The sequence below is a fragment of the Nocardioides marmoribigeumensis genome, from assembly GCF_031458325.1.
Taxonomy (GTDB): Bacteria; Actinomycetota; Actinomycetes; order Propionibacteriales; family Nocardioidaceae; genus Marmoricola_A; species Marmoricola_A marmoribigeumensis.
The window spans coordinates 1,686,619-1,705,813 of sequence record NZ_JAVDYG010000001.1; the positions used below are offsets into that span (position 1 = coordinate 1,686,619).

The 19,195-nt window shown below is 73.0% G+C and carries 21 protein-coding genes; 16 read left to right on the forward strand and 5 right to left on the reverse strand.

The genetic code is table 11. The features are described from left to right. Positions 1 to 17: 17 nt before the first annotated feature. The 3 genes from flgL to flgN are packed head-to-tail and all read right to left on the reverse strand — an operon-like array spanning position 18 to position 2,780. The gene (flgL, locus tag J2S63_RS08045; RefSeq protein ID WP_310300986.1) at positions 18 to 908 is read right to left on the reverse strand and encodes a flagellar hook-associated protein FlgL; all 891 of its coding nucleotides are present in this window, start codon (positions 906 to 908) and stop codon (positions 18 to 20) included. Beyond that, on the reverse strand, positions 908 to 2,293 hold the full coding sequence (flgK, locus tag J2S63_RS08050; protein ID WP_310300989.1) for a flagellar hook-associated protein FlgK: 1,386 nt from the start codon (positions 2,291 to 2,293) through the stop codon (positions 908 to 910). Before flgK ends, flgL begins: the two co-directional genes overlap by 1 nt. Positions 2,294 to 2,303: 10 nt before the next feature. Next, positions 2,304 to 2,780, reverse strand: coding sequence for a flagellar export chaperone FlgN (gene flgN, locus J2S63_RS08055; protein WP_310300992.1), 477 nt, complete (start codon positions 2,778 to 2,780; stop codon positions 2,304 to 2,306). A 299-nt stretch (positions 2,781 to 3,079) separates the two neighbouring features. Here flgN and J2S63_RS08060 point away from each other — a divergent pair, with 299 nt between their 5' ends. From J2S63_RS08060 to J2S63_RS08080, 5 genes are all read left to right on the forward strand, one after another. Next, positions 3,080 to 3,940, forward strand: a complete 861-nt coding sequence (locus J2S63_RS08060; protein ID WP_310300995.1) for a sigma-70 family RNA polymerase sigma factor — start codon at positions 3,080 to 3,082, stop codon at positions 3,938 to 3,940. 105 nt (positions 3,941 to 4,045) lie between these two features. Further along, positions 4,046 to 4,846 carry a flagellin N-terminal helical domain-containing protein gene (locus J2S63_RS08065; protein WP_310300998.1) on the forward strand — a complete coding sequence of 267 codons (801 nt, stop codon included), beginning with the start codon at positions 4,046 to 4,048 and terminating at the stop codon, positions 4,844 to 4,846. Positions 4,847 to 4,946: 100 nt separating this feature from the next. After that, positions 4,947 to 6,278, forward strand: a complete 1,332-nt coding sequence (gene fliD, locus J2S63_RS08070; RefSeq protein ID WP_310301002.1) for a flagellar filament capping protein FliD — start codon at positions 4,947 to 4,949, stop codon at positions 6,276 to 6,278. 45 nt (positions 6,279 to 6,323) lie between these two features. Next, positions 6,324 to 6,710 (forward strand): flagellar export chaperone FliS, encoded by a 387-nt coding sequence (gene fliS / locus J2S63_RS08075; RefSeq protein WP_310301005.1) that lies wholly within the window; start codon positions 6,324 to 6,326, stop codon positions 6,708 to 6,710. A gap of 10 nt (positions 6,711 to 6,720) precedes the next feature. Next, complete coding sequence (locus J2S63_RS08080) at positions 6,721 to 7,074, forward strand: hypothetical protein (RefSeq protein WP_310301009.1); 354 nt, start codon at positions 6,721 to 6,723, stop codon at positions 7,072 to 7,074. Here J2S63_RS08080 and J2S63_RS08085 read toward each other — a convergent pair. Together J2S63_RS08085 and J2S63_RS08090 are read right to left on the reverse strand one after the other, a co-directional pair. Next, positions 7,071 to 7,730 (reverse strand): response regulator, encoded by a 660-nt coding sequence (locus tag J2S63_RS08085; RefSeq protein ID WP_310301012.1) that lies wholly within the window; start codon positions 7,728 to 7,730, stop codon positions 7,071 to 7,073. The genes J2S63_RS08080 and J2S63_RS08085 overlap by 4 nt on opposite strands. Beyond that, a complete protein-coding gene (locus J2S63_RS08090; protein ID WP_310301015.1) occupies positions 7,727 to 9,730 on the reverse strand; it encodes a sensor histidine kinase in 2,004 nt (667 codons plus the stop codon). Before J2S63_RS08090 ends, J2S63_RS08085 begins: the two co-directional genes overlap by 4 nt. A gap of 164 nt (positions 9,731 to 9,894) precedes the next feature. Between J2S63_RS08090 and J2S63_RS08095 the strand changes: the two genes are divergently transcribed. From J2S63_RS08095 to J2S63_RS08145, 11 genes are all read left to right on the forward strand, one after another. Then, a complete protein-coding gene (locus J2S63_RS08095; RefSeq protein ID WP_310301017.1) occupies positions 9,895 to 10,311 on the forward strand; it encodes a hypothetical protein in 417 nt (138 codons plus the stop codon). Between the two features lie 251 nt (positions 10,312 to 10,562). Further along, positions 10,563 to 10,919, forward strand: a complete 357-nt coding sequence (locus tag J2S63_RS08100; RefSeq protein WP_310301020.1) for a flagellar basal body rod protein FlgB — start codon at positions 10,563 to 10,565, stop codon at positions 10,917 to 10,919. After that, positions 10,919 to 11,314, forward strand: coding sequence for a flagellar basal body rod protein FlgC (locus J2S63_RS08105; protein ID WP_310301022.1), 396 nt, complete (start codon positions 10,919 to 10,921; stop codon positions 11,312 to 11,314). Before J2S63_RS08100 ends, J2S63_RS08105 begins: the two co-directional genes overlap by 1 nt. After that, on the forward strand, positions 11,314 to 11,664 hold the full coding sequence (gene fliE / locus J2S63_RS08110; RefSeq protein WP_310301025.1) for a flagellar hook-basal body complex protein FliE: 351 nt from the start codon (positions 11,314 to 11,316) through the stop codon (positions 11,662 to 11,664). Before J2S63_RS08105 ends, fliE begins: the two co-directional genes overlap by 1 nt. Beyond that, a complete protein-coding gene (fliF, locus tag J2S63_RS08115; RefSeq protein WP_310301028.1) occupies positions 11,664 to 13,271 on the forward strand; it encodes a flagellar basal-body MS-ring/collar protein FliF in 1,608 nt (535 codons plus the stop codon). The genes fliE and fliF overlap by 1 nt, the downstream gene beginning before the upstream one ends. After that, positions 13,271 to 14,284 carry a flagellar motor switch protein FliG gene (gene fliG / locus J2S63_RS08120; RefSeq protein ID WP_310301031.1) on the forward strand — a complete coding sequence of 338 codons (1,014 nt, stop codon included), beginning with the start codon at positions 13,271 to 13,273 and terminating at the stop codon, positions 14,282 to 14,284. The genes fliF and fliG overlap by 1 nt, the downstream gene beginning before the upstream one ends. Continuing rightward, positions 14,265 to 14,972 carry a FliH/SctL family protein gene (locus J2S63_RS08125; protein ID WP_310301034.1) on the forward strand — a complete coding sequence of 236 codons (708 nt, stop codon included), beginning with the start codon at positions 14,265 to 14,267 and terminating at the stop codon, positions 14,970 to 14,972. The genes fliG and J2S63_RS08125 overlap by 20 nt, the downstream gene beginning before the upstream one ends. A gap of 70 nt (positions 14,973 to 15,042) precedes the next feature. Continuing rightward, on the forward strand, positions 15,043 to 16,356 hold the full coding sequence (locus J2S63_RS08130) for a FliI/YscN family ATPase (protein ID WP_310301037.1): 1,314 nt from the start codon (positions 15,043 to 15,045) through the stop codon (positions 16,354 to 16,356). Further along, positions 16,353 to 16,823, forward strand: coding sequence for a flagellar FliJ family protein (locus tag J2S63_RS08135; RefSeq protein WP_310301040.1), 471 nt, complete (start codon positions 16,353 to 16,355; stop codon positions 16,821 to 16,823). The genes J2S63_RS08130 and J2S63_RS08135 overlap by 4 nt, the downstream gene beginning before the upstream one ends. Continuing rightward, complete coding sequence (locus tag J2S63_RS08140; protein WP_310301043.1) at positions 16,820 to 17,788, forward strand: transglycosylase SLT domain-containing protein; 969 nt, start codon at positions 16,820 to 16,822, stop codon at positions 17,786 to 17,788. The genes J2S63_RS08135 and J2S63_RS08140 overlap by 4 nt, the downstream gene beginning before the upstream one ends. Then, on the forward strand, positions 17,788 to 19,185 hold the full coding sequence (locus tag J2S63_RS08145) for a flagellar hook-length control protein FliK (protein WP_310301046.1): 1,398 nt from the start codon (positions 17,788 to 17,790) through the stop codon (positions 19,183 to 19,185). Before J2S63_RS08140 ends, J2S63_RS08145 begins: the two co-directional genes overlap by 1 nt. The last annotated feature ends 10 nt before the right edge of the window (positions 19,186 to 19,195 follow it).

The following is a 19,195-nucleotide window of genomic DNA, read 5'->3' on the forward strand; positions in this document are numbered from 1 at the left end:
TCGGCTCGACCGGCGGACTAGCGCAGGAAGTCCGACAGCGAGGGCTGGACCAGCCTAGCCGTGGAGGACAGCGCGGTCTGGTAGGCCAGCTCCTGCATCTTGAGGTCCATCGTGGCCTGCGCGATGTCGACGTTCTCCAGCTCCGACAGCGACGTGCTCATCTGCAGCTTGCTGTCGAGCAGCGTCTGGTCGGCCTTGTCCAGCCGGCTCGCGCGCACGCCCACGTCGGAGAGGGTGGTGGTCAGCCGGCCGTGGGCGGCCTGGAGGCTGCCCATCTTGGCCTGCACCGTGGCCATGTCCCCCAGCCGCAGCGCGTTGGACAGGTCGGTGAGGTCCTGGAACACGTCGGAGCCGGGGGTGCCGAACGCGGTGGGGCCGTCGACGTTGACCGGCACCTTGACCCCCGGCGCGATCGTGCGCTCGACGGTGCCGGGCGTGCCGACGTACGTCCCCGACGCGTCGTAGGCGACGTCGCCGGCGGTGATGCCCCCGAAGACCGGGCGGCCGAGGTAGGTCGTGTTGGCCGTGGAGACCAGGCTGTCGCGCAGCTGGTCGATCTCGATCGCGATCGCGTTGCGGCCCTGCGCGCCCTGGTTGGTGCCGTTGATCGCCTGGATGGACAGGTCGGTGGCGCGGCTGACGGTGTGGAGCGCGGTCTGCAGCGCCGTGTCGAGGCTGCTCAGCCAGCCCTGGCCGTTGGTGATGTTGCGGGCGTACTGCTCGTGGTCGGCCAGCTTGGCGCGCAGACGCATCGCGGAGGTGGTGTCGGCCGGCGAGTCCGAGGGCCGGTTGAGCACGCGACCCGTGGTGAGCTGCTCCTGGGTCTTCGCGAGCCGGGACAGCGCCGTCTGCAGCGACAGGTTCGACCGCGCCGACATCATGTTCTGGGTGATCCGCGTGATGGCCATCAGACCGCCGTCCTGTTGATCAGGGTGTCGAGCATCGAGTCGACCACCGTCATCACCCGCGCCGCCGCCTCGTAGGCGCGCTGGTACTGCACCATCGAGAGCATCTCCTCGTCGAGGTTGACCCCGGCCAGCTGGTCGCGGGCGCCGTCGACCTGCTCGGTCAGCATCTGCTGGCTCGTGGCGAGCCTCCGGCTCGAGGAGACCGAGGTGCCGAAGCCGTTGACCAGCTGCTGGTAGGCCGGGTCGGCGGAGAAGTCCGCCAGGGCAGCGGCGTTGCCGCCCTGGACCACGCCGCCCGCGAGGCTGGACGCGGCCACCTGGGCGGTGCCGGTCAGGGTGACGTCCAGCGAGCCCGCCGGGTCGGCCGGGTCGTAGGTGAAGAACGCCAGCCCGGCGGCGCCGGTGGCGTCGTACCCCGCCTGGTGCAGGGCGTTGACGCCGTCGGCGAGGGTCTGCGCGACGCTGCCGAGGCCCGCGAGGTACGCCGGGATGGTCGTGTTGAGCAGGTCCGTCACGGCCCCGAGCTCGCCGGTCAGCCCGGCCACCGCCGTGGTGCCGTTGAGCGGGTGGGTGAGCTCGAAGCTGACCGGGTTGCCGTCGGCGTCCCCGGTCGGCGTGATGCCCCCGGCGACCTGGAGCGACCCGGCGATGGCGCCGGTCACCAGGGCGACGCCGCCGACGGTCACGTCGAGGCCGCCGGTGCCGTTGGCCACGGCCTTGCCGCCGGTGAGCTGGGTCAGGCGAAGGGCGAGCTGGTCGCGCTGGTCGAGCAGGTTGCCGGCGTCGTCGTTGGTCAGGTTGGCGACCTGGACCGCCTTGTTGGTCGCGGCCAGGTCGGCGGCGACCGTGTTGATCTCGGCGACCAGGCCGTTGGCGCGGACCCGCTGGTCGCCGGCCTCGGACTGGAAGCTGCTGGCCTGGAGGTGCAGCGCGTCGGCGACCTCGCGGCCGCGCGAGATCACCTGCGCCCGGGCGGCGTCGCTGTCCGGGGTGTTGGCCAGGTCGGACCACGCGCCGCGGAACTGCGCCAGGACGGAGGCCAGGCCGGTGTCACCGGGCTCCCCGATGCCGGACTCGAGCCGGTCGAGCACCGCCTGGCGCGTGTCGAGGTAGGACTGCTTGCCGTGCTCGGTGCGCCGGCGCAGGTCGAGGAGGTAGTCCGACATCCGGTCCACGCCGGTGATCCGCACGCCGCCGCCGGTGCCCTGGTCGCGCGACCACATCGCAGGCTGGGTGGGCGTGCCCGCGGTGACCGCGTCGACGCGGCGGCGGGTGTAGCCGTCGACGCCGACGTTGGCGATGTTCTGGCTCGCCGTGTCCATCGCGACACGGTTGTAGCGCAGCGCGCTGAGCGCGGTGTTGAACGAGGCGAACGTGCCGGACATCGGGCCCCGCTCAGATGCTCTGGTCCAGCAGGCGCGGACGCCCGGCGTCGACGACCGCGCGGCCGTCCTCGGCGTAGCTGCCGTCGGACTCGGCCAGGCCCAGGAACGTCTCCCGCGCCGACTGCTGGCCGGCCGAGAGCAGCTCGCGGTTGGCCGAGGCGATCTCGAGGATCTCCTGGGTGTAGGTGACGAACGCCTGGCGGTGGTCCATGAGGATCGAGTGCCACGGCTCCTCGACGGCCTCGGCCAGCGCCCGCAGGCTCGGGCTCGCGGGGAGCCCGACCGCGGCGGCGGCCTCGTCGGCGGCGACCGCGCGCAGCAGCTCGGTCTCGCGCAGCGACTCGACCACGGACTCCACCTCGCGCGCAGCGGTCGCCAGCCAGCGGGTGCGGCCGCTGGAGAGCACGAGCTGCTCGATCTCGAGCTTGTAGAGCATGGTCTCCAGGAGCTCGCGCTCGCGCCACAGGATGAGCGAGAGGTCCTCCATCGACGTCGTCCTTCCTTGACGCTGGTGGTCGGGCCGCGTCCCGACCCCCGTCGGTGGCGCGGCCGGCACATGGGTGCGGTCGATAGGCATCCATCGGCGCCCGGCGCCCCCACCTGAGGAGTTCCGGGGCGCCGGTCCGGACCGGTCTGCCCTAGCAGGGCCCCGCAGCGGACGAAGCAGGACTTCGCTAGTCATTTCGGGTCATCGAGGGCTCCCACTCGCGCCATTTCGACGCCGGGTTGGTCAAATGACCCGCAAACAAGTCACGGGTCCCAGGACCAATGGCCACCCTCATCCGGGTGAGGATCAGCGACGCAGCCCCCGATGCGCCGGACACCGACCAGCTGGTCACCGCCAACATCGCGTTGGTCGGCCACCTGGTGCGGGAGTCCTTGAGCCGCCTGCCCGGTCACGTGCACCGGGACGACCTGACCTCGGCCGGCATGACCGCCCTGGTGCAGGCGGCCCGCAGCTTCGACGCCGCTCGCGGCGTCCCCTTCGTGCGCTACGCCTCCACCCGCATCCGCGGCGCCATCGTCGACGAGCTGCGCGGCATCGACTGGGCCAGCCGCAGCGTCCGCCGCCGTGCGCGCGACCTCGACAACGTGCGCAGCCAGCTCGCCACCCGGCTCGGCCGCATCCCGACCGACGCCGAGGTGGCCACCGCCTCCGGCCTCTCGGTCGAGGAGGTCACCGCCAACGCCGAGGACGTCGCCCGCGCCAGCGTGATGAGCCTGCAGGGCTTCGGCGAGGCCTCGGTCGACGACGTCGTGCCCCACCGTGTCCCCAGCCCGGAGGAGCGGATCGAGCAGCAGGAGAGGATCGGCTACCTCGTCGACGCCGTCGCCCTGCTGCCCGACCGGCTGCGCACCGTGGTGGAGGGCTACTTCTTCGGCGAGCGGCCGATGGCCGAGATCGCCGCGGAGCTCGGGGTCTCCGAGTCGCGCGTGTCCCAGATGCGCGCGGAGGCGCTCGTCCTGCTCAAGGACGCCCTCAACAGCGCCCTGTCGCCCGAGCTCGTCACGCCGCACACCAAGCCCGACGGCTGCGCGGCCCGCCGGCGCGAGGCCTACTTCGCGGCCGTCGCGTCCCGTCGTACCGCCACTGCGCGGCTGGGTGCGACGACGAGCTCGTTGTCCGGTTTCGACCGAAGCGCCTGAAAAAACCTGACGAAAGTCCTCAACCCCTGACCCCAGGGGCCGATGAGATCCCCGAGTCCAGGGAGGGACTCGCTCATCAGATCCACATTCCAGGAGGGAACCACCATGGGTCTTCGCATCAACCAGAACACCGAGGCCTTCAACGCCTACCGCAACCTGTCGGTCACGCAGGGGCAGATGTCCAAGTCCCTGGAGAAGCTCTCCAGCGGCTTCCGCATCAACCGCGCTGCCGACGACGCGGCCGGCCTGGCCATCTCCGAGGGCCTGCGCTCGCAGATCGGCGGCCTGAAGGTCGGCGTCCGCAACGCCCAGGACGGCGTCAGCCTCGCGCAGACCGCTGAGGGTGCGCTCACCGAGGTCCACTCCATGCTGCAGCGCATGAACGACCTCGCCGTGCAGTACAACAACGGCACCCAGAGCACCGAGTCGAAGGCCGCCCTCCAGTCGGAGTTCGACGCGCTCAACACCGAGATCGGCCGGATCAAGGACAACACCAAGTTCAACGGCGTGGACCTCTTCGACGGCACGGCGAAGACGTTCCAGGTGGGCTACGACAACGGCGACACGATCGACGTCGACGCAGCTGCGCTCGCGGACTTCACCGCAGGCGCCGCGATGGCCGCGGTCGACATCGCCGACAGCAACACGCTGCAGGCGGCGATCACCGAGGTCTCCACCCAGCGTGCGTCGCTCGGTGCGATCCAGAACCGGTTCGAGCACACCATCAACAACGTCAACGTCGCGGTGGAGAACCTCTCGGCCTCCGAGAGCCGGATCCGCGACACCGACATGGCCCAGGAGATGATGGCGTTCACCCGCTCGCAGATCCTCTCGCAGGCCGGCACCGCGATGCTCGCGCAGGCCAACCAGGCCTCGCAGGGCGTCCTGCAGCTGCTGCGTGGCTGATCCAGCACCAGCTGAGAAGTGACATGAGCACCGGGCGAGGGTCGAGGATCTCGGCCCTCGCCCGACTGCTCCTCCGACCGGTCCGCGAGGGAGGCAGGCGATGACGGCGAGCATCGGCGGTCTGGCCAGTGGCCTCGACACCGCCTCGATCATCAGCCAGCTCATCCAGCTGGAGGCCACCCAGCAGACCCAGCTCAAGGCTCGCGTCGCGGCGCGCACCACCGCCAAGACCGCGATGCAGGGCATCAACGCCAAGCTCGCCGCGCTCACGACCGCCGCGCAGGACCTGGCCAAGACCACGAGCTGGTCGCCCCTGGCGACGTCGAGCTCCTACGACAAGGTCACCGTCACCGCGGGGACCGGCGGCGTGCCCGCCCAGCTCGACCTGACGGTGGGCACCCTCGCGCAGAGCCACCGGCTCACCTTCACCTCGACCGCCGCCCTGACCGACGTGGTCGTGTCCGGGGGCACCTCGGTCACCCTCGACAAGCTCGACGGCACCGCGCCGCTCACGATCACCACCAGCGACGGCACCCTCGGCAGCCTGGTCAACGCGATCAACACCGCCGGCGCAGGCGTGCGCGCCAGCACCCTGCGGCTGGACGACGGCACCTACCGCCTGACGGTCGAGTCGACCACCACCGGGGCGGCCGGGGACTTCACGCTCACCAACGCCGACGGCAGCGCCCTGCTCGGCGGTGCCACGGTCCGCGCGGGCCAGGACGCCTCGATCACCGTCGGCGCCGACACCATCCACTCCTCCACCAACACCTTCACCGACCTGCTGCCGGGCCTCTCGGTCACCCTCGGCGTGGGCGCGGTCGCGGGCACCGTGGTGACGATCGGCGCCACCAGCGACGCGGCCGCGATGTCGGCCAAGGTCAAGGGCTTCGTCGACCAGCTCAACGCCGTGCTGAGCGACATCGACACCGCCACCAAGAGCGCCTCGGGTGACGCCAAGGGCGGTCCGCTCGCGGGCGACGCCACCCTGCGCCGCGTGCGCGACGCGCTGCTCTCCACGGCGTACTCCGTGGCCGGCGGCACCCTCGCCGACGCCGGCGTGCAGCTGGACCGCTACGGCAAGGTCACCTTCGACGAGGACACCTTCAAGGCGGCGTACGTCGCGGACCCGGCCGCGGTGACTGCCAAGTTCGTATCCGGCACGAGCCCCGGGTGGATGGCGCAGCTCGCCACGGTGGGCGACCAGGCGAGCAGCTCCTACACCGGCTCGGTGACGCAGGCCCTGCAGGGCATGGACAGCGTCATCCGGGACCTCAACGACCGCATCGACGCGTGGGACGACCGGCTCGCGCTGCGCAAGGCGACGCTCACCCGGCAGTTCACCGCGCTGGAGACCGCGCTCAGCCAGATGCAGAGCCAGTCCAGCTGGCTCTCCGGCCAGCTCGCCAGCCTGCCGACGAGCAGCGGCTGACCCACCCCCTGACCACACCACCCGACCCGACGACCCGAGGACGCCATGTACCAGGCCCAGAACGCGCGCAACGCCTACGTCGAGAACGCCGTGGCCACCGCCAGCCCGGCGCGCCTGCTCGTGATGCTCTGCGACCGGCTGGTCCTCGACGTGCAGCGCGGCCTCGACGCCCAGCGCGCCGGCCAGGTGCAGGAGTCGCACAACCAGCTCATCCACGCCCAGGAGATCCTGGTCCACCTGCGCGGCACCCTCGACGTCGAGGCGTGGGACGGCGGCCCCGGGCTCGCCTCGCTCTACGACTGGCTGCACGCCCAGCTCGTGCAGGCCAACCTCAAGAAGGACCCCGCGATCACCGAGGGCTGCCTCTCGCTGGTCACCGACCTCGCCGACACCTGGCGCGCCGCCGCGCTGCAGGCCGCCGCGACCTCCTGAGGACCAGCTCGTGACCTCGTCCTCCACGCCGCCCGCTCCCCCGGACTTCCGGGCGGAGTGGGTCGCCGCGCTCGAGCGGCTCGAGTGCGACGTGGAGACCGCCGAGGCCCTGCTGGCCGTCGAGACGTTCACCGAGGAGTCGGCCGCGTCGCTCGCGCTGCCGTCGTGGGAGCCGCCGGCGCTGCGGGCCCCGCTCCCCTCCGACCTCGAGCCGCGAGCGCGGCTGGTCCTCGAGCGCCAGCTCGCCGTCGCCTACCTGCTCGCGGAGCGGCTCACCCGCACCGGCAAGCACCGCGAGCTGACCGACCGCCTGCGCAACGACGCGCACCCCGACGTGCCGGTGTACGTCGACCTGCGCGCCTAGGCCTCGTCCGCCGGACCGCCCAGACCCGCGTCCCGTGCGCGCGCCACCGCCTCGGCACGCCCGGCCACCTGCAGCTTGGTGAACACGTTGGACACGTGGTTGCGCACGGTCTTGTCGCTCAGCACGAACTTGCGCGCGATCGCGGCGTTGGTCAGCCCGCGCGCGACGAGGTCGAGGATCTCGCGCTCCCGCTCGGTGAGCTGGGGGAAGGGGACCGCCTCCCGGCGTGCCGGGCCGCCGGCGAAGAACGCCAGGACCCGTTCGGCGATGCCCGCGGAGAAGACGACCTCCCCGTTGGCGACGCCGTCGAGCGCACGTCCGATCTCCGCCCCCGTCGACCCCTTGAGCAGGTAGCCCCGGGCGCCGGCGCGCATCGCCGCGAACACCGAGTCGTCGTTCTCCAGCATCGTGAGCACGAGCACGGCAGGAGCCGGGTCGAGCGCGGTGACGGCCCGCGTCGCCTCGACCCCGTTGGTGCCCGGCATGTGCAGGTCCATCACGACCACGTCCGGCGACAGCTCCTCCACGCGGCGGATCGCCTCGTCACCGTCACCGGCCTCGCCGACCACGGTCTTGCCCGGCATCGCGGAGATCGCGGTCGCGAGACCCTCGCGGTAGAGCGGGTGGTCGTCGACGACGAGGACGCGGACGGTCATGAGGAGACTCCCGGGAGGAAGGCGGTCACCGTGGTGCCGCGGCTGCTGCTGTCGACGAGGAGCTCGCCGCCGAGCTCGCGCGCCCTGGTCCGCATCGACCCCAGGCCGACCCCCGACCGTCTGTCGGGCGACAGGCCCGAGCCGTCGTCGCGGACCTCGACCTGCACCATGCCGTCCGCGACGCCCAGCCGCAGCTCGACCCGCGAGGCGCGGGCGTGGCGTACGGCGTTCGCGGTCGCCTCCCGCGCGATGTGGTAGGCCGCGACCTCGACCGCGGCCGGCAGCTCGGGCAGGGACTGCACCACGAGGTCCGCACGGGTGGTGGCCGTGGTGACACGGTCGACCAGCTCGCGCAGGGCCGCCTCGAGGCCCAGCTCGTCGAGCAGCGGCGGACGCAGCTCGTTGACCATCGCCCGCACCTCCCCCACCACGCCGTTGAGGCGTGGGCCGAGGGTGTCGAGGATCCGGCCGGCGGCCTCGGGGTCGTGACCGGTCAACGACCGTGCCGTCTCGACCTGCAGTGCCAGCGCGGCGAGGGACGGCCCGACCCCGTCGTGCAGGTCGCGGCGCAGCCGCCGTCGCTCCTCCTCCCGGGCCAGGACCGCCAGCTCCCGGGACCGCTGCGACTCGCGCGCGAGCTGCACGGTGCGGGCGGCGACCGCGACCTGCGAGGCGAGGTGGTCGAGCACCCGCACCGCGCGCGCGTCGAACCCGCCGACCCGGTGGACGGCCAGGGACCCGAGGTCCTCGCCGGCGTGGACCAGGGGCACCGTGAGCGTGGGCGTCCGGTTGTCCACCTCGAAGCCGTGCGACGCGACGAGGCCCTCGCTCAGCCGCAGCACGACCGACTGCGCGCGCAGGGAGCGGGCCACCTGCTCGGTCACCACGGGGAGGACCTCCTGCTCGATCGACTCCGGGGTCGAGGCCGCGGCCAGGCGGTCGCCGAGCCGCCCGAGGACGGCGTACGGCTCCTCCTCCTCCCCGTGCACGAGGCGGTTGACCCCGCGCTGCAGCCGGTCGCGCAGGGGGAGCACACCGAGCGCCACGGCCGCCGTCGAGAGGAGGGGGACGACCGTGCTCTCCGAGGACAGGCCGCCGAGCGCGGTGCCGAGCAGGGAGACCAGGGCGAGGTAGAGGACGAGCACGAGCCCCGACAGGGTGACGTAGACCAACGAGCGGCTGATCACCACGTCGACGTCGCCGAGACCGTGGCGCAACGCTGCCACCACGACGGCCAGCGGGAGCGGCGCCATGGCCAACGCCGAGACGACCGGTCCGAGCGCGAAGCCGAGCGCGAACAGGATGACGGCGGCCCCGACCCCGACCAGCACCCACTTGAGCTGCTGGCGCTCGGTCCCGCTCGAGCCACGCCACCGCAAGACGAGACCGGCCACGGCCAGGACCACCCCGACCAGCGTGACCGTGGTGAGGAGCGCGCCCACGACCGGGCCGGCCAGCCAGGCGACGTGGGCCGGGTTGGTCAGGCCCGCGTCGGTCAGGCCCGGCGTCGTGGCGTCGTACGGCTGGACGGCGAAGCCGAGCGCCGCGGCCACCGCCGCCGCGCAGCCCAGGACGAACGCCGGTCGCCACCGTCGCGACGGCAGGTGGCCGTCCGGGACGAGCAGCGGCACGACGGAGGCGATCGGGACCAGCCCCAGCACCCAGATCCAGTTGCCCACCCAGAGCGCGGCCTCCGCGAGGGCCCAGCGGTGCTCGAGCGCGCGCAGGCCGTAGTCCGTGGCGACCAGCGAGACCCCCTCGAGCAGCCCCAGCAGCAGGAAGAGCCACCCCAGCGGGTGCTCGGGACGTCGGCTCGCCAACCAGCCACCGGTGGGTCCGAACGCCAGGCACGCCACCACGCCCATCGGCCACCAGTCGGTCACCCCCGCCGCGTGGGGCGGGTCGGCGAACCCGAGGTGCAGCACGAGTCCCAGCACCCCAGCAGCGACACCGGCAGCAGCACCCGCGGCGGGCAGCAACCGGGTCGGCAGGGGAGGCATGGCTCGATCGTGGCCCACCTCGGCCCGCTTGTCATGGGACACCATGTCCCGACCCAACGGGTCGCCGTGACCGTCACGAGGTCGGGATCCCGCCCTCAGGTCCCTGGGACGCCGGGCAGCCGAGTGTTGTCACCTCGACAACCACTCGAAGCAGGAGAACCACCATGAACGACACCCTCGTCGGCCGTCGCTCGGCCGGCTCGGACACCGAGACCCACCGCTCCCCCTGGCAGGTCCGCACCCTCGCCGCGATCGTCACGCTGCTGACGCTCGTCACGTCCTACGGCGCGATCTACTTCAGCTACTTCTTCGAGGACCCCGAGCCCGGCCTCGGCACCTGGGTCTTCGTGACGGTCTTCCTCGGCATCAACGTGACGGCTGCGGCGGCCGTCCGGGGGCTGGTCCACGGACGCCTCGTCGCGCGGCAGGTCCTCGTCGGCTACACCGTGCTGGGGATGCTCTGGTGCGTGGCCAAGCTGGTGTTCTGGCAGGAGACCGAGTCACTGGTGTTCGGCGTGCTCGACCTCGTGTGCCTCGCGCTGCTGCTGGCACCACGGACGCGCCGCCACACCGGCCGTTGAGGACGACGCCTGCACGCCCCTCGACCGCGACCGTCCGGTCGAGGGGCGTGACCCGGTCGGACTACGCCGGGCCCCCAGGCCGGAGGGTCCTGGGACCCGGACGGTAAAAGCCCGGAGATTCCTCCCCGGAAACCTCAGGCCGTCCCTACGTTTGCCGAAGTGGAGGGTGAGCAGGGAGAGCTCACGACGCCGATGGACCGGCACCCCCCGTGGTTCGCAATGGGAGACGAACCCGTGCCTGGGAGGCCCAGTTGTCCATCTTCTCTGCCGACGGCGTCGGTGGTGTGCTCGCGAGTGCCCTCGACGGCATCTCGGCGAGGCAGAACGTCATCGCCGACAACATCGCCAACGTCGACACCCCCAACTTCCGCGCCTCGAGCATCGACTTCGAGACCTCGCTGCGCGAGGCCGTCGCGCGCGGTGACGGCAACGCCTCGCTGAGGATCGAGACCCTGCCGACCGCCACCCCGGTCGGCCTCAACGGCAACAACGTGGACCTCCGCAAGGAGACCATGGCCGCGATGCAGTCGACGTTCCAGTACCAGCTGGTCACGCGCTCGGTCACCGACCGTCTCGCCGACCTGCGCGTCGCGGCGGAGCCCTTCTGATGGGCGCCTTCGAGATGCTCCGCATCGCCAACACCTCGCTGGGCATGCACCAGACCTGGCTGGACGCGCTGGCCCACAACATCGCCAACGTCAACACCGCGACGCCCACCAGCGGCAACGCCTTCCAGGAGCAGCTGGTCGTGGCCCAGGCCCGCACCGACGGGGGCGTCGACGTCGCCACCATCGCGCAGGGGGGCGACCCGCAGGGCCGCCTGGTCAGCGACCCGGACAACCCGCTCGCGGACGCCAACGGCATGGTGCGCATGCCCGACATGGACATGGGTGAGCAGATGAGCAGCCTGGTCATGGCCCAGCGCGGCTTCCAGGCCAGCGTGCAGGTCACCAAGACCGCCCAGGACACCTACGCCAGCGCGCTGCAGATCGGGCGTGCCTGATGACGGTCGGAGGGATCGAGGCCGCGACGGGGGCCGGGTTCACCTCGCTGGTCGGCAGCCTGCCGACCGTCGAGGCCCCCACCGCCCCGACCGGTCCCCAGGGTCTCGAGGGGACGCAGGGCGCCCAGGGCGTCGACTTCAAGTCCGCGCTCACCAGGAGCATCGACGGCCTCGAGGGGCTGCACGACACCACGGACAAGCTCGCCGTCCAGGCGGCCACCGGTGACCTCGGCGCGATCCACCAGTACACCCTCGCGGCCACGGAGATGAGCGTCGCCACCCAGCTGACGGTCGCCGTCCGCAACAAGGCCGTCGAGGCGTTCAACGAGATCATGCGGATGCAGGTGTGATGAGAGACAACCTCACGCGGAGCCTCAAGGGCTTCCAGTCGACGTTCGGCGGCTTCACCACCGGCCAGAAGGTGGTGGCGATCGTCGGGACCGGCGCGCTGCTGCTCGCCGGCTTCATGGTGTTCCGCTGGGCCTCCACGCCGGCGTACGCCCCGCTCTACAGCAACCTGGCCGCCAGCGACGCCTCCGCGGTCATCCAGGAGCTGGACAGCCAGGGCATCGGCTACAAGCTGAGCAACGGCGGCAACACGATCATGGTGCCGGCCGACCAGGTGTACTCGACCCGCATCAGCATGAGCGGCCAGGGCCTGCCGACCTCCAGCGAGGGCGGCTACTCGATCCTCGACAAGCAGGGCCTGTCGACCTCGCAGTTCCAGGAGCGCACCGACTTCAAGCGCGCGATGGAGGGCGAGCTGTCCAAGACCATCGAGGCGATCGACGGCGTGGACGCCGCGGTCGTGCACCTGGCGATGCCGGAGAAGAACGTCTTCACCGAGAACCAGGACCCGACCACCGCCTCCGTGCTGGTCAAGACCCGCGCCGGCCTGACCCTCTCCCCCGAGCAGGTGCAGGCGATCGTCAACCTGGTCTCCTCCAGCGTCGACGGCCTCGACACCGACAAGGTCACCGTCGCCGACGCCACGGGCAAGGTGCTCAGCGCGCCGGGCGCCGTGGGCACCGGCGGCTACACCCAGAACCAGAACCAGATGGTCGTCGACTACCAGAACCGGCTCAGCTCGCAGCTGCAGGGCGTGCTCGACAAGGTGCTCGGCCCGGGCAACTCGGCCAACCAGATCACCGCCCAGCTGTCGTTCGACAAGACCGTCACCGAGACCACCGACTACGCCGACAACAAGGGCCTGGCCCTCTCGGAGTCCGAGGACGTCCAGAAGCTGCGCAACGGCGCGGTGGGCGCGACCGCCGGCGCCAACGGCGTCGTCGGCCCGACCAGCCAGACCGAGACCGGCTCGGGCAACGGGGGCTCGAAGTTCGACGAGACCAACCGCACCACCGACTTCGCGCTCGACAAGTCCGTCGAGACCCGCGAGGCCGCCCCGGGCAAGCTCGAGAAGCTCGGCGTCGGCGTCGTCCTCGACACCCGCGCCCTCGCCGGTCGCGACCCCGCCGAGATCGAGGCGCTGGTCACCTCGGCCCTCGGCCTGGACACCAAGCGCGGCGACACGATCACCGTCTCGAGCCTGCCGTTCGACCGCACCGCGACCGACGCGGCGGCCAAGGAGCTGGCCGACAGCCAGAAGGCCGAGGCCAAGGCGCAGCGCATGGACCTGATCCGCAACGGCGGCCTCATCGGGCTCGTCGCCCTCATGGTCCTGGCCGGCTGGGTCCAGTCCCGCAAGCGGGCCAAGGCCCGGGCCCAGGCCACGGAGTACGTCGTCGAGCAGCTGCGGCGTGACGCGCAGGACCGCCAGGCGCTGGCCGGTGCCGCCGCCGCGGTCGAGGCGCCCAACCCCGCCATGCTGGCGCTGGAGTCCGCGCAGGCCGACGAGACCGCGTCGATGCGCGACGAGATCGCGCTCCTGGTCGAGCGGCAGCCCGAGGACGTCGCGCAGCTGCTGCGCGGCTGGCTCGTGGAGCGGGGCGTCTGATGGCCCTCACCATGTCGAAGGGCGGCGTCCGCAAGGCCGCCATCCTGCTCATCCAGATGGGCCGCGAGCGCGCGGCGTCGGTGCTCGCGCACCTCAGCGACACCGAGGTCGAGCAGATCTCGGCCGAGATCGCGCGCCTGGACTCGATCAACAGCGCGGAGACCGAGGGCGTCCTGACCGAGTTCCGCGACCTGATGGTCGCCCGGGCCCACATCAACCAGGGCGGCCTGAGCTTCGCCCAGCAGCTGCTCGAGCAGAGCCTCGGCCCCGAGCGGGCGGCGGAGGTGATCGCGCGCCTCAACGCGGCGGCGATCCAGATGCCGTTCCAGTTCCTGCACCGCGCCGACCCCGCCCAGCTGCGCTCGTTCATCATCGACGAGCACCCTCAGGTGATCGCGCTGGTGCTGGCGCACATGACGCCGGACAAGGCCTCGCTGCTCCTCTCCGGCCTCTCGCCCGACATGCAGGCCGAGGTCGCGCACCGCATCGCGGTCATGGACCGCACCTCCCCGCAGATCATCAAGGCGGTGGAGGCCACGCTCGAGCGCCGGCTCTCCTCGATGCTGCAGCCCTCGGAGAGCTCGCGCGTCGGCGGGCTCGAGCCGCTCGTCGACATCATCAACCGGTCGGACCGCTCCACCGAGCGGCAGATCGTCGAGGGCCTCGAGGCGCTCGACCCGGTCCTGGCCGACGAGATCAAGTCCAAGATGTTCATGTTCGAGGACGTGACCACCCTCGAGGACCGGTCCATCCAGCTGGTCCTGCGCGAGGTCGACTCCGCCGAGCTGGCGCTCGCGCTCAAGGGCGTGCCCGACGCCGTGCGCGACAAGATCACCAAGAACCTGTCCGAGCGTGCGGCCACCAACCTCATCGAGGAGGTCGAGCTGCTCGGCACGGTCCGCCTGCGCCAGGTCGAGGAGGCCCAGCAGAACATCATCCGGATCATCCGCCGGCTCGAGGAGCAGGGCCAGATCATGGTGAGACGAGGCAACGATGACGAGTTCGTCGCCTGAGCTCGCGCGGGTCGTCCCGCAGGGCACCGAGGGCGTGACCGTCCGCGACGGCGGCATCGCCCGGCACGAGCTGCGTGGCGGCGAGTGGACCCGGTTCGGCGGGGACGCCGTCCGCGGCGACGCAGTCACCGAGGGCACGCTCGCCGGGCTCGTCGACCAGGCCCGCACCGCGGCCCAGGCCCAGGGGTTCAGCACCGGCTGGGCCGAGGGACGCCGGGCCGCACAGCTCGAGGCCGTCGAGACCGCCCGTCGTACCGCCTCCGCGCACGCGGAGGCCGAGGCCCGGCGCGAGGCCGAGCACCAGGCCGCGGTCGCGGCCGTCCAGTCGTTGGCCGAGCAGCTGGCCGCTCAGCTGAGCGCCGTGTGCGCCCACGTCGAGGCGCGCGCTCTCGACGTCGCGCTCACCCTCACCGAGGAGCTGCTCGGCCACGAGCTCACCGTCGCCGAGGACCCCGCCCGCGACGCCGTACGACGGGCGCTCGCGCTCCTGCCCGACGAGCCGGTCACGCGCGTGCGCGTCAGCCCGCTGGACGGGATCAGCGACGAGCTGCGCGACCTGGCCGGCACCGCCTCGGTCGTCGCCGACCCGTCGCTGGGTCGCGGCGAGGTCATGGTCCACGCGGCCGACGTCGTCGTCGACGGCCGGGTCTCAGGCGCGATGGCGCGGGTGCGGGAGGTGCTGTCGTGAGCGAGCGCAGCGAGCGAACCGACACGTCACGCGTGGCTCCGCCGCCGAGCGCAGCGAAGGAGGTGGACGCGTGAGTGTCGTGCTCGACCAGCGCCTCGACGCCGCCCGTGAGGCCGCCCGGCCCCGACGCCTCGGCACGGTCGCCCAGCTGCTCGGGCTGCACCTGGTCGTCCGTGGTCTCGACGCCGCGGTCGGTGACGTGGTCGAGGTCCTCGGCCCTCGTCCGACCGACCCGGTCGTGCCCGCCGAGGTGGCCGCGAGCGGACCGGAAGGCCTTGTCTGCCTGCCGATGGCCGACACCAAGGGCCTCCGCGTGGGCGCGCTCGTCCGCTCGACCGGCGGGCCGCTGACCGTCCCCGTCGGGCCGTCCCTCCTGGGCCGCGTCATCGACGGCCTCGGCCGTCCGCTCGACGGCGGCCCGTCGCTCGCCGACCTGCCGCGCGTCTCGATCGACAACGCGGTGCCGCCCGCGCTGAGCCGCGCCCGCATCACCCAGCAGGTCGGGCTCGGCGTGCGCGCGCTCGACACCCTCGTCCCCTGCGGCCGCGGCCAGCGCGTCGCGATCATGGCCGGCTCCGGCGTCGGCAAGTCCTCGCTGCTCTCGATGATCGCCCGCGGCACCGACGCCTCGATGTCGGTGATCGCGCTGGTCGGCGAGCGTGGCCGCGAGGTCCGCGAGTTCATCGAGAACGACCTCGGCCCCGAGGGCCTGGCCCGCTCGGTCGTGGTCGTCTCCACCTCCGACGCACCCCCGGTCGAGCGCCTGCGCGCGGCGTTCGTCGCCACCCGCATCGCCGAGCACTTCCGCGACCAGGGCGAGGACGTCGTGCTGATGATGGACAGCCTCACCCGCGTCGCGATGGCGCAGCGCGAGGTCGGCCTGTCCGCGGGCGAGCCGCCGGCGACGCGGGGCTACCCGCCGTCGGTGTTCGCGCTGCTGCCGCGGCTGCTCGAGCGCGCCGGCAACTCCGACGTCGGCTCGATCACCGGCATCTACACCGTGCTCGTCGAGGGCGACGACCTGCAGGACCCGGTCGGCGACACCGTGCGGTCGATCCTCGACGGCCACGTCGTGCTCACCCGCCGGCTGGCGACGGCCGGCCACTTCCCGAGCATCGACGTGCTCGAGTCGATCTCGCGGGTCACCGGCGCGGTCACCACTCCTGAGCAGCGGGCCGCCGCCACGCGCCTGCGGCGACTGCTGGCGTCGTACCGCAACGTGCGCGAGCTGGTCGAGATCGGCGCCTACGCCCCCGGCAGCGACCCCGACGCGGACGCCGCGCTCGCGCTGATGCCGCGGATCAACGACTTCCTCCGGCAGGACCTGGAGGCCACCTCACCCCTCGCCCCGACGTGGGCCGCCCTGCAGGAGCTCGTCGCATGACGACCCACCACGACCGGGGGCTCCGCGCGGTGGCGCGCGTCCGTGAGGTGCGCGAGCGCGACAGCCGCCTCGGACTGCTGCACGCCCTCGGCCGTGTGCGCGACCAGGAGGCGCACGTCGAGTCCCTCGGGCGCGCGCTCGACGAGGCCGCCTCGCGGTCCTTCGCCACGCTCGACGAGTTCAGCACCGCGCGCGGCATGCTCAAGGCGATGGCCCAGGCGCTGACGACCGCCGAGCACGACCTCGAGTCGCGGCGCGTCGTCGCCCTGCAGGCCCACACCCGCTGGCAGGCCGACAAGGCCGCGGTCAAGGCGATCGAGCACCTGCTGGACGAGCGTGCCCGCCTGCGTGCCGAGGAGGCCGCCCGCGTCGAGAACCGCGAGATCGACGACATCGTCAGCCGCCTGCACCTGCGGCAGAGCATCCGCCGTCGCGCCGACCGCACCCACCAGCGGGGGGTGGCGTGAGCGTCACCGAGGTCACCGCCAAGGTCGCCCAGATCCAGGCGCAGCTGGCCTCGCTCTCCACGAGCGTGGTCGCGGATCCCCTTGCTGCCCAGGCGTTCGCCAGCCGGCTCACCGCCGCGGGCGCCACCACCGGCACGACCACCGCCGCCCCCGCCGCCGCCTCCACGGGCGGCGTCACCGGCGACGCGGTGGTCGCGGACGCCAGGAAGTACCTCGGCGTGCCCTACGTCTGGGGCGGCACCGACCCCGCCAAGGGCCTCGACTGCTCAGGCCTGGTGCAGCGCGTCTACCAGGACCTCGGGATCGAGCTCCCCCGCGTGTCCTACGAGCAGGCCAAGGCCGGCACGGCGGTCACCGGCGGCCTGGCCAACGCCGAGCCCGGTGACCTGCTGGCGTTCCACTCGCCGGTGAGCCACATCGCGATCTACATCGGCGACGGCAAGATGATCGAGGCGCCGCGCCCCGGCCTCGACGTGCGCGTCACCGACGTCTACGACACCCCGGTGGCGATCCGCCGGATCATCCCGGACGGCGGGATCGCTGCCGCCGGCGCGGACGGCGTCAGTGCGCGCATGAGCCCCACCACGCCGTACGCCGACCTGTTCCGCGCCGCGGGTGCGCGCACCGGCGTCGACCCGGCGCTGCTGGCCGCCGTCGCCAAGCAGGAGTCGGCCTTCAACCCCGACGCGGTCAGCCCCGCAGGCGCGCAGGGCCTCATGCAGCTGATGCCCGGCACCGCGAGGGGCCTCGGCGTCTCCAACCCGCTCGACCCGGCCCAGGCGGTCGACGGGGCGGCCCGCCTGCTCAAGGGCCTCCTGGCCGAGTTCGGCCGCACCGACCTCGCGCTCGCGGCGTACAACGCCGGCCCCGGCGCCGTCCACCGCTACCACGGGATCCCGCCGTACGCCGAGACCCGCACCTACGTGAGCCGCATCATGGCCGACCTGAACGGAGGCACCGTCTGATGCCCCTGCCGCTGCTGCCCCAGGCCGCCGCTCCCCGCGCCGCCGCGCTCGCCGCGCGCGACCTGCTGCGCACCACGCCGTCCGACCCCGACCGGGGCGACCGGGCCGACGACTTCGCCGCCGCGCTGGACAGGGCGACCGGCCGTCCCGACAAGCCGGTCGACCGGCCCGACGACCCCGCTGCCGACCGCGCTGCCGACCGCGCTGACAAGGCCTCGGACGCCGCAGGCCCGTCGCAGGCCCCCGGTCCGTCGGAGGCCGCGGAGAAGAAGGCCGACGCGCGCGAGGACGACGCGACGACCGCCGACGACGCCCCTGCCGCCGCAGCGGTCCCCGTGCCCGTCGCCGTTGCCGCGGCCGGCAGCCCGGTCCCGGCGACCCAGCAGGCGCCCGCGACGACCACGACGACCGCGACGACCCCGCCGGCGACCGACGACGTCGCCACCCCCGTGGCGACCGCGACCGGGCCGGTCACGGCACAGGCTCCGGCGGCGGACGGCGAGACCCCGCAGGCGACAGCGCCCACCGGCGCGCAGGCCACCCCCGTCACCGACACCCCGGTGGACCCCGAAGCCGTCACGGCGACCGTGCCCTCGGAGGCGGGGGCCGAGGCGCAGGCGACGGGCGACGGCGAGCAGAGCGCCGCCCCGGCCGCCGACACCCCGGCCACGACCCGCCACGGGGCCTCGCCGCACGCCGACCACGGGCGTCACCTCGGGCAGGAGACGCGCCCGGACGCCGGCCAGCCGCTCGTCGTCGGCCGCGAGCTCGGCGCCGCCGACGGACGTCACCTCGGCCGGGAGGCCGGGCCGCGGACCGCGTCCCCCGAGGCGCCGGCGCCAGCCGCGCCGGCGGTCACGGGGCTCGCGGCGACCCCGTCGACGCAGGCCACCCAGCCGACCTCCCCGACCGGCACGGCGACCACCGCGGCCACCACGCCGGTCGACGTGCCCGACCAGCTCTTCGCCTCCCTCGGCCGGCTCGTCCGGCGAGGCGACGGGATGCACCGCCTGACCATCAAGCTGCAGCCCGAGGCCCTCGGCGAGGTCCGGGTCGTCCTCACCGTCCGCGACGGGGACGTCTCGGTGCGCCTGTCGGGCAGCGACGCCGCGCAGCGCGCGCTGCTCCAGGGCGCGAGCGACCTGCAGCGGCTGCTCGAGACCGTCGGCGCACGCAACGCCCAGGTGGTCGTCGGCGACCCGACCGCCGGCCAGGGCGGCCAGCCGGGCCTCTTCGGCCAGTCGGGCCAGGCCGGCCAGCCCGGCACCGGATGGGCGCAGCAGGGCGGCCGCGGGACGCAGGTGCCGTCGTACGCCCGTCCCGAGCACGCCGCACCCGACCCGACCCCGACGGCCCCCGCGAGGACCGGCCGGTCCGTCCTCGACGTCACCGTCTGAGAGCAGGAGG

Excerpts from the sequence above, each read along its gene's own strand:
- fliE (WP_310301025.1), top strand. The coding sequence starts at position 11,314 with ATGACGGTCGGAGGGATCGAGGCCGCGACGGGGGCCGGGTTCACCTCG.
- J2S63_RS08090 (WP_310301015.1), bottom strand. The coding sequence starts at position 9,730 with ATGCCTCCCCTGCCGACCCGGTTGCTGCCCGCCGCGGGTGCTGCTGCC.
- J2S63_RS08065 (WP_310300998.1), top strand. The coding sequence starts at position 4,046 with ATGGGTCTTCGCATCAACCAGAACACCGAGGCCTTCAACGCCTACCGC.
- fliD (WP_310301002.1), top strand. The coding sequence starts at position 4,947 with ATGACGGCGAGCATCGGCGGTCTGGCCAGTGGCCTCGACACCGCCTCG.
- J2S63_RS08105 (WP_310301022.1), top strand. The coding sequence starts at position 10,919 with ATGGGCGCCTTCGAGATGCTCCGCATCGCCAACACCTCGCTGGGCATG.
- flgL (WP_310300986.1), bottom strand. The coding sequence starts at position 908 with ATGGCCATCACGCGGATCACCCAGAACATGATGTCGGCGCGGTCGAAC.
- J2S63_RS08085 (WP_310301012.1), bottom strand. The coding sequence starts at position 7,730 with ATGACCGTCCGCGTCCTCGTCGTCGACGACCACCCGCTCTACCGCGAG.
- J2S63_RS08095 (WP_310301017.1), top strand. The coding sequence starts at position 9,895 with ATGAACGACACCCTCGTCGGCCGTCGCTCGGCCGGCTCGGACACCGAG.
- J2S63_RS08145 (WP_310301046.1), top strand. The coding sequence starts at position 17,788 with ATGCCCCTGCCGCTGCTGCCCCAGGCCGCCGCTCCCCGCGCCGCCGCG.
- fliS (WP_310301005.1), top strand. The coding sequence starts at position 6,324 with ATGTACCAGGCCCAGAACGCGCGCAACGCCTACGTCGAGAACGCCGTG.
- fliG (WP_310301031.1), top strand. The coding sequence starts at position 13,271 with ATGGCCCTCACCATGTCGAAGGGCGGCGTCCGCAAGGCCGCCATCCTG.
- J2S63_RS08135 (WP_310301040.1), top strand. The coding sequence starts at position 16,353 with ATGACGACCCACCACGACCGGGGGCTCCGCGCGGTGGCGCGCGTCCGT.
- flgK (WP_310300989.1), bottom strand. The coding sequence starts at position 2,293 with ATGTCCGGCACGTTCGCCTCGTTCAACACCGCGCTCAGCGCGCTGCGC.
- flgN (WP_310300992.1), bottom strand. The coding sequence starts at position 2,780 with ATGGAGGACCTCTCGCTCATCCTGTGGCGCGAGCGCGAGCTCCTGGAG.
- fliF (WP_310301028.1), top strand. The coding sequence starts at position 11,664 with ATGAGAGACAACCTCACGCGGAGCCTCAAGGGCTTCCAGTCGACGTTC.
- J2S63_RS08125 (WP_310301034.1), top strand. The coding sequence starts at position 14,265 with ATGACGAGTTCGTCGCCTGAGCTCGCGCGGGTCGTCCCGCAGGGCACC.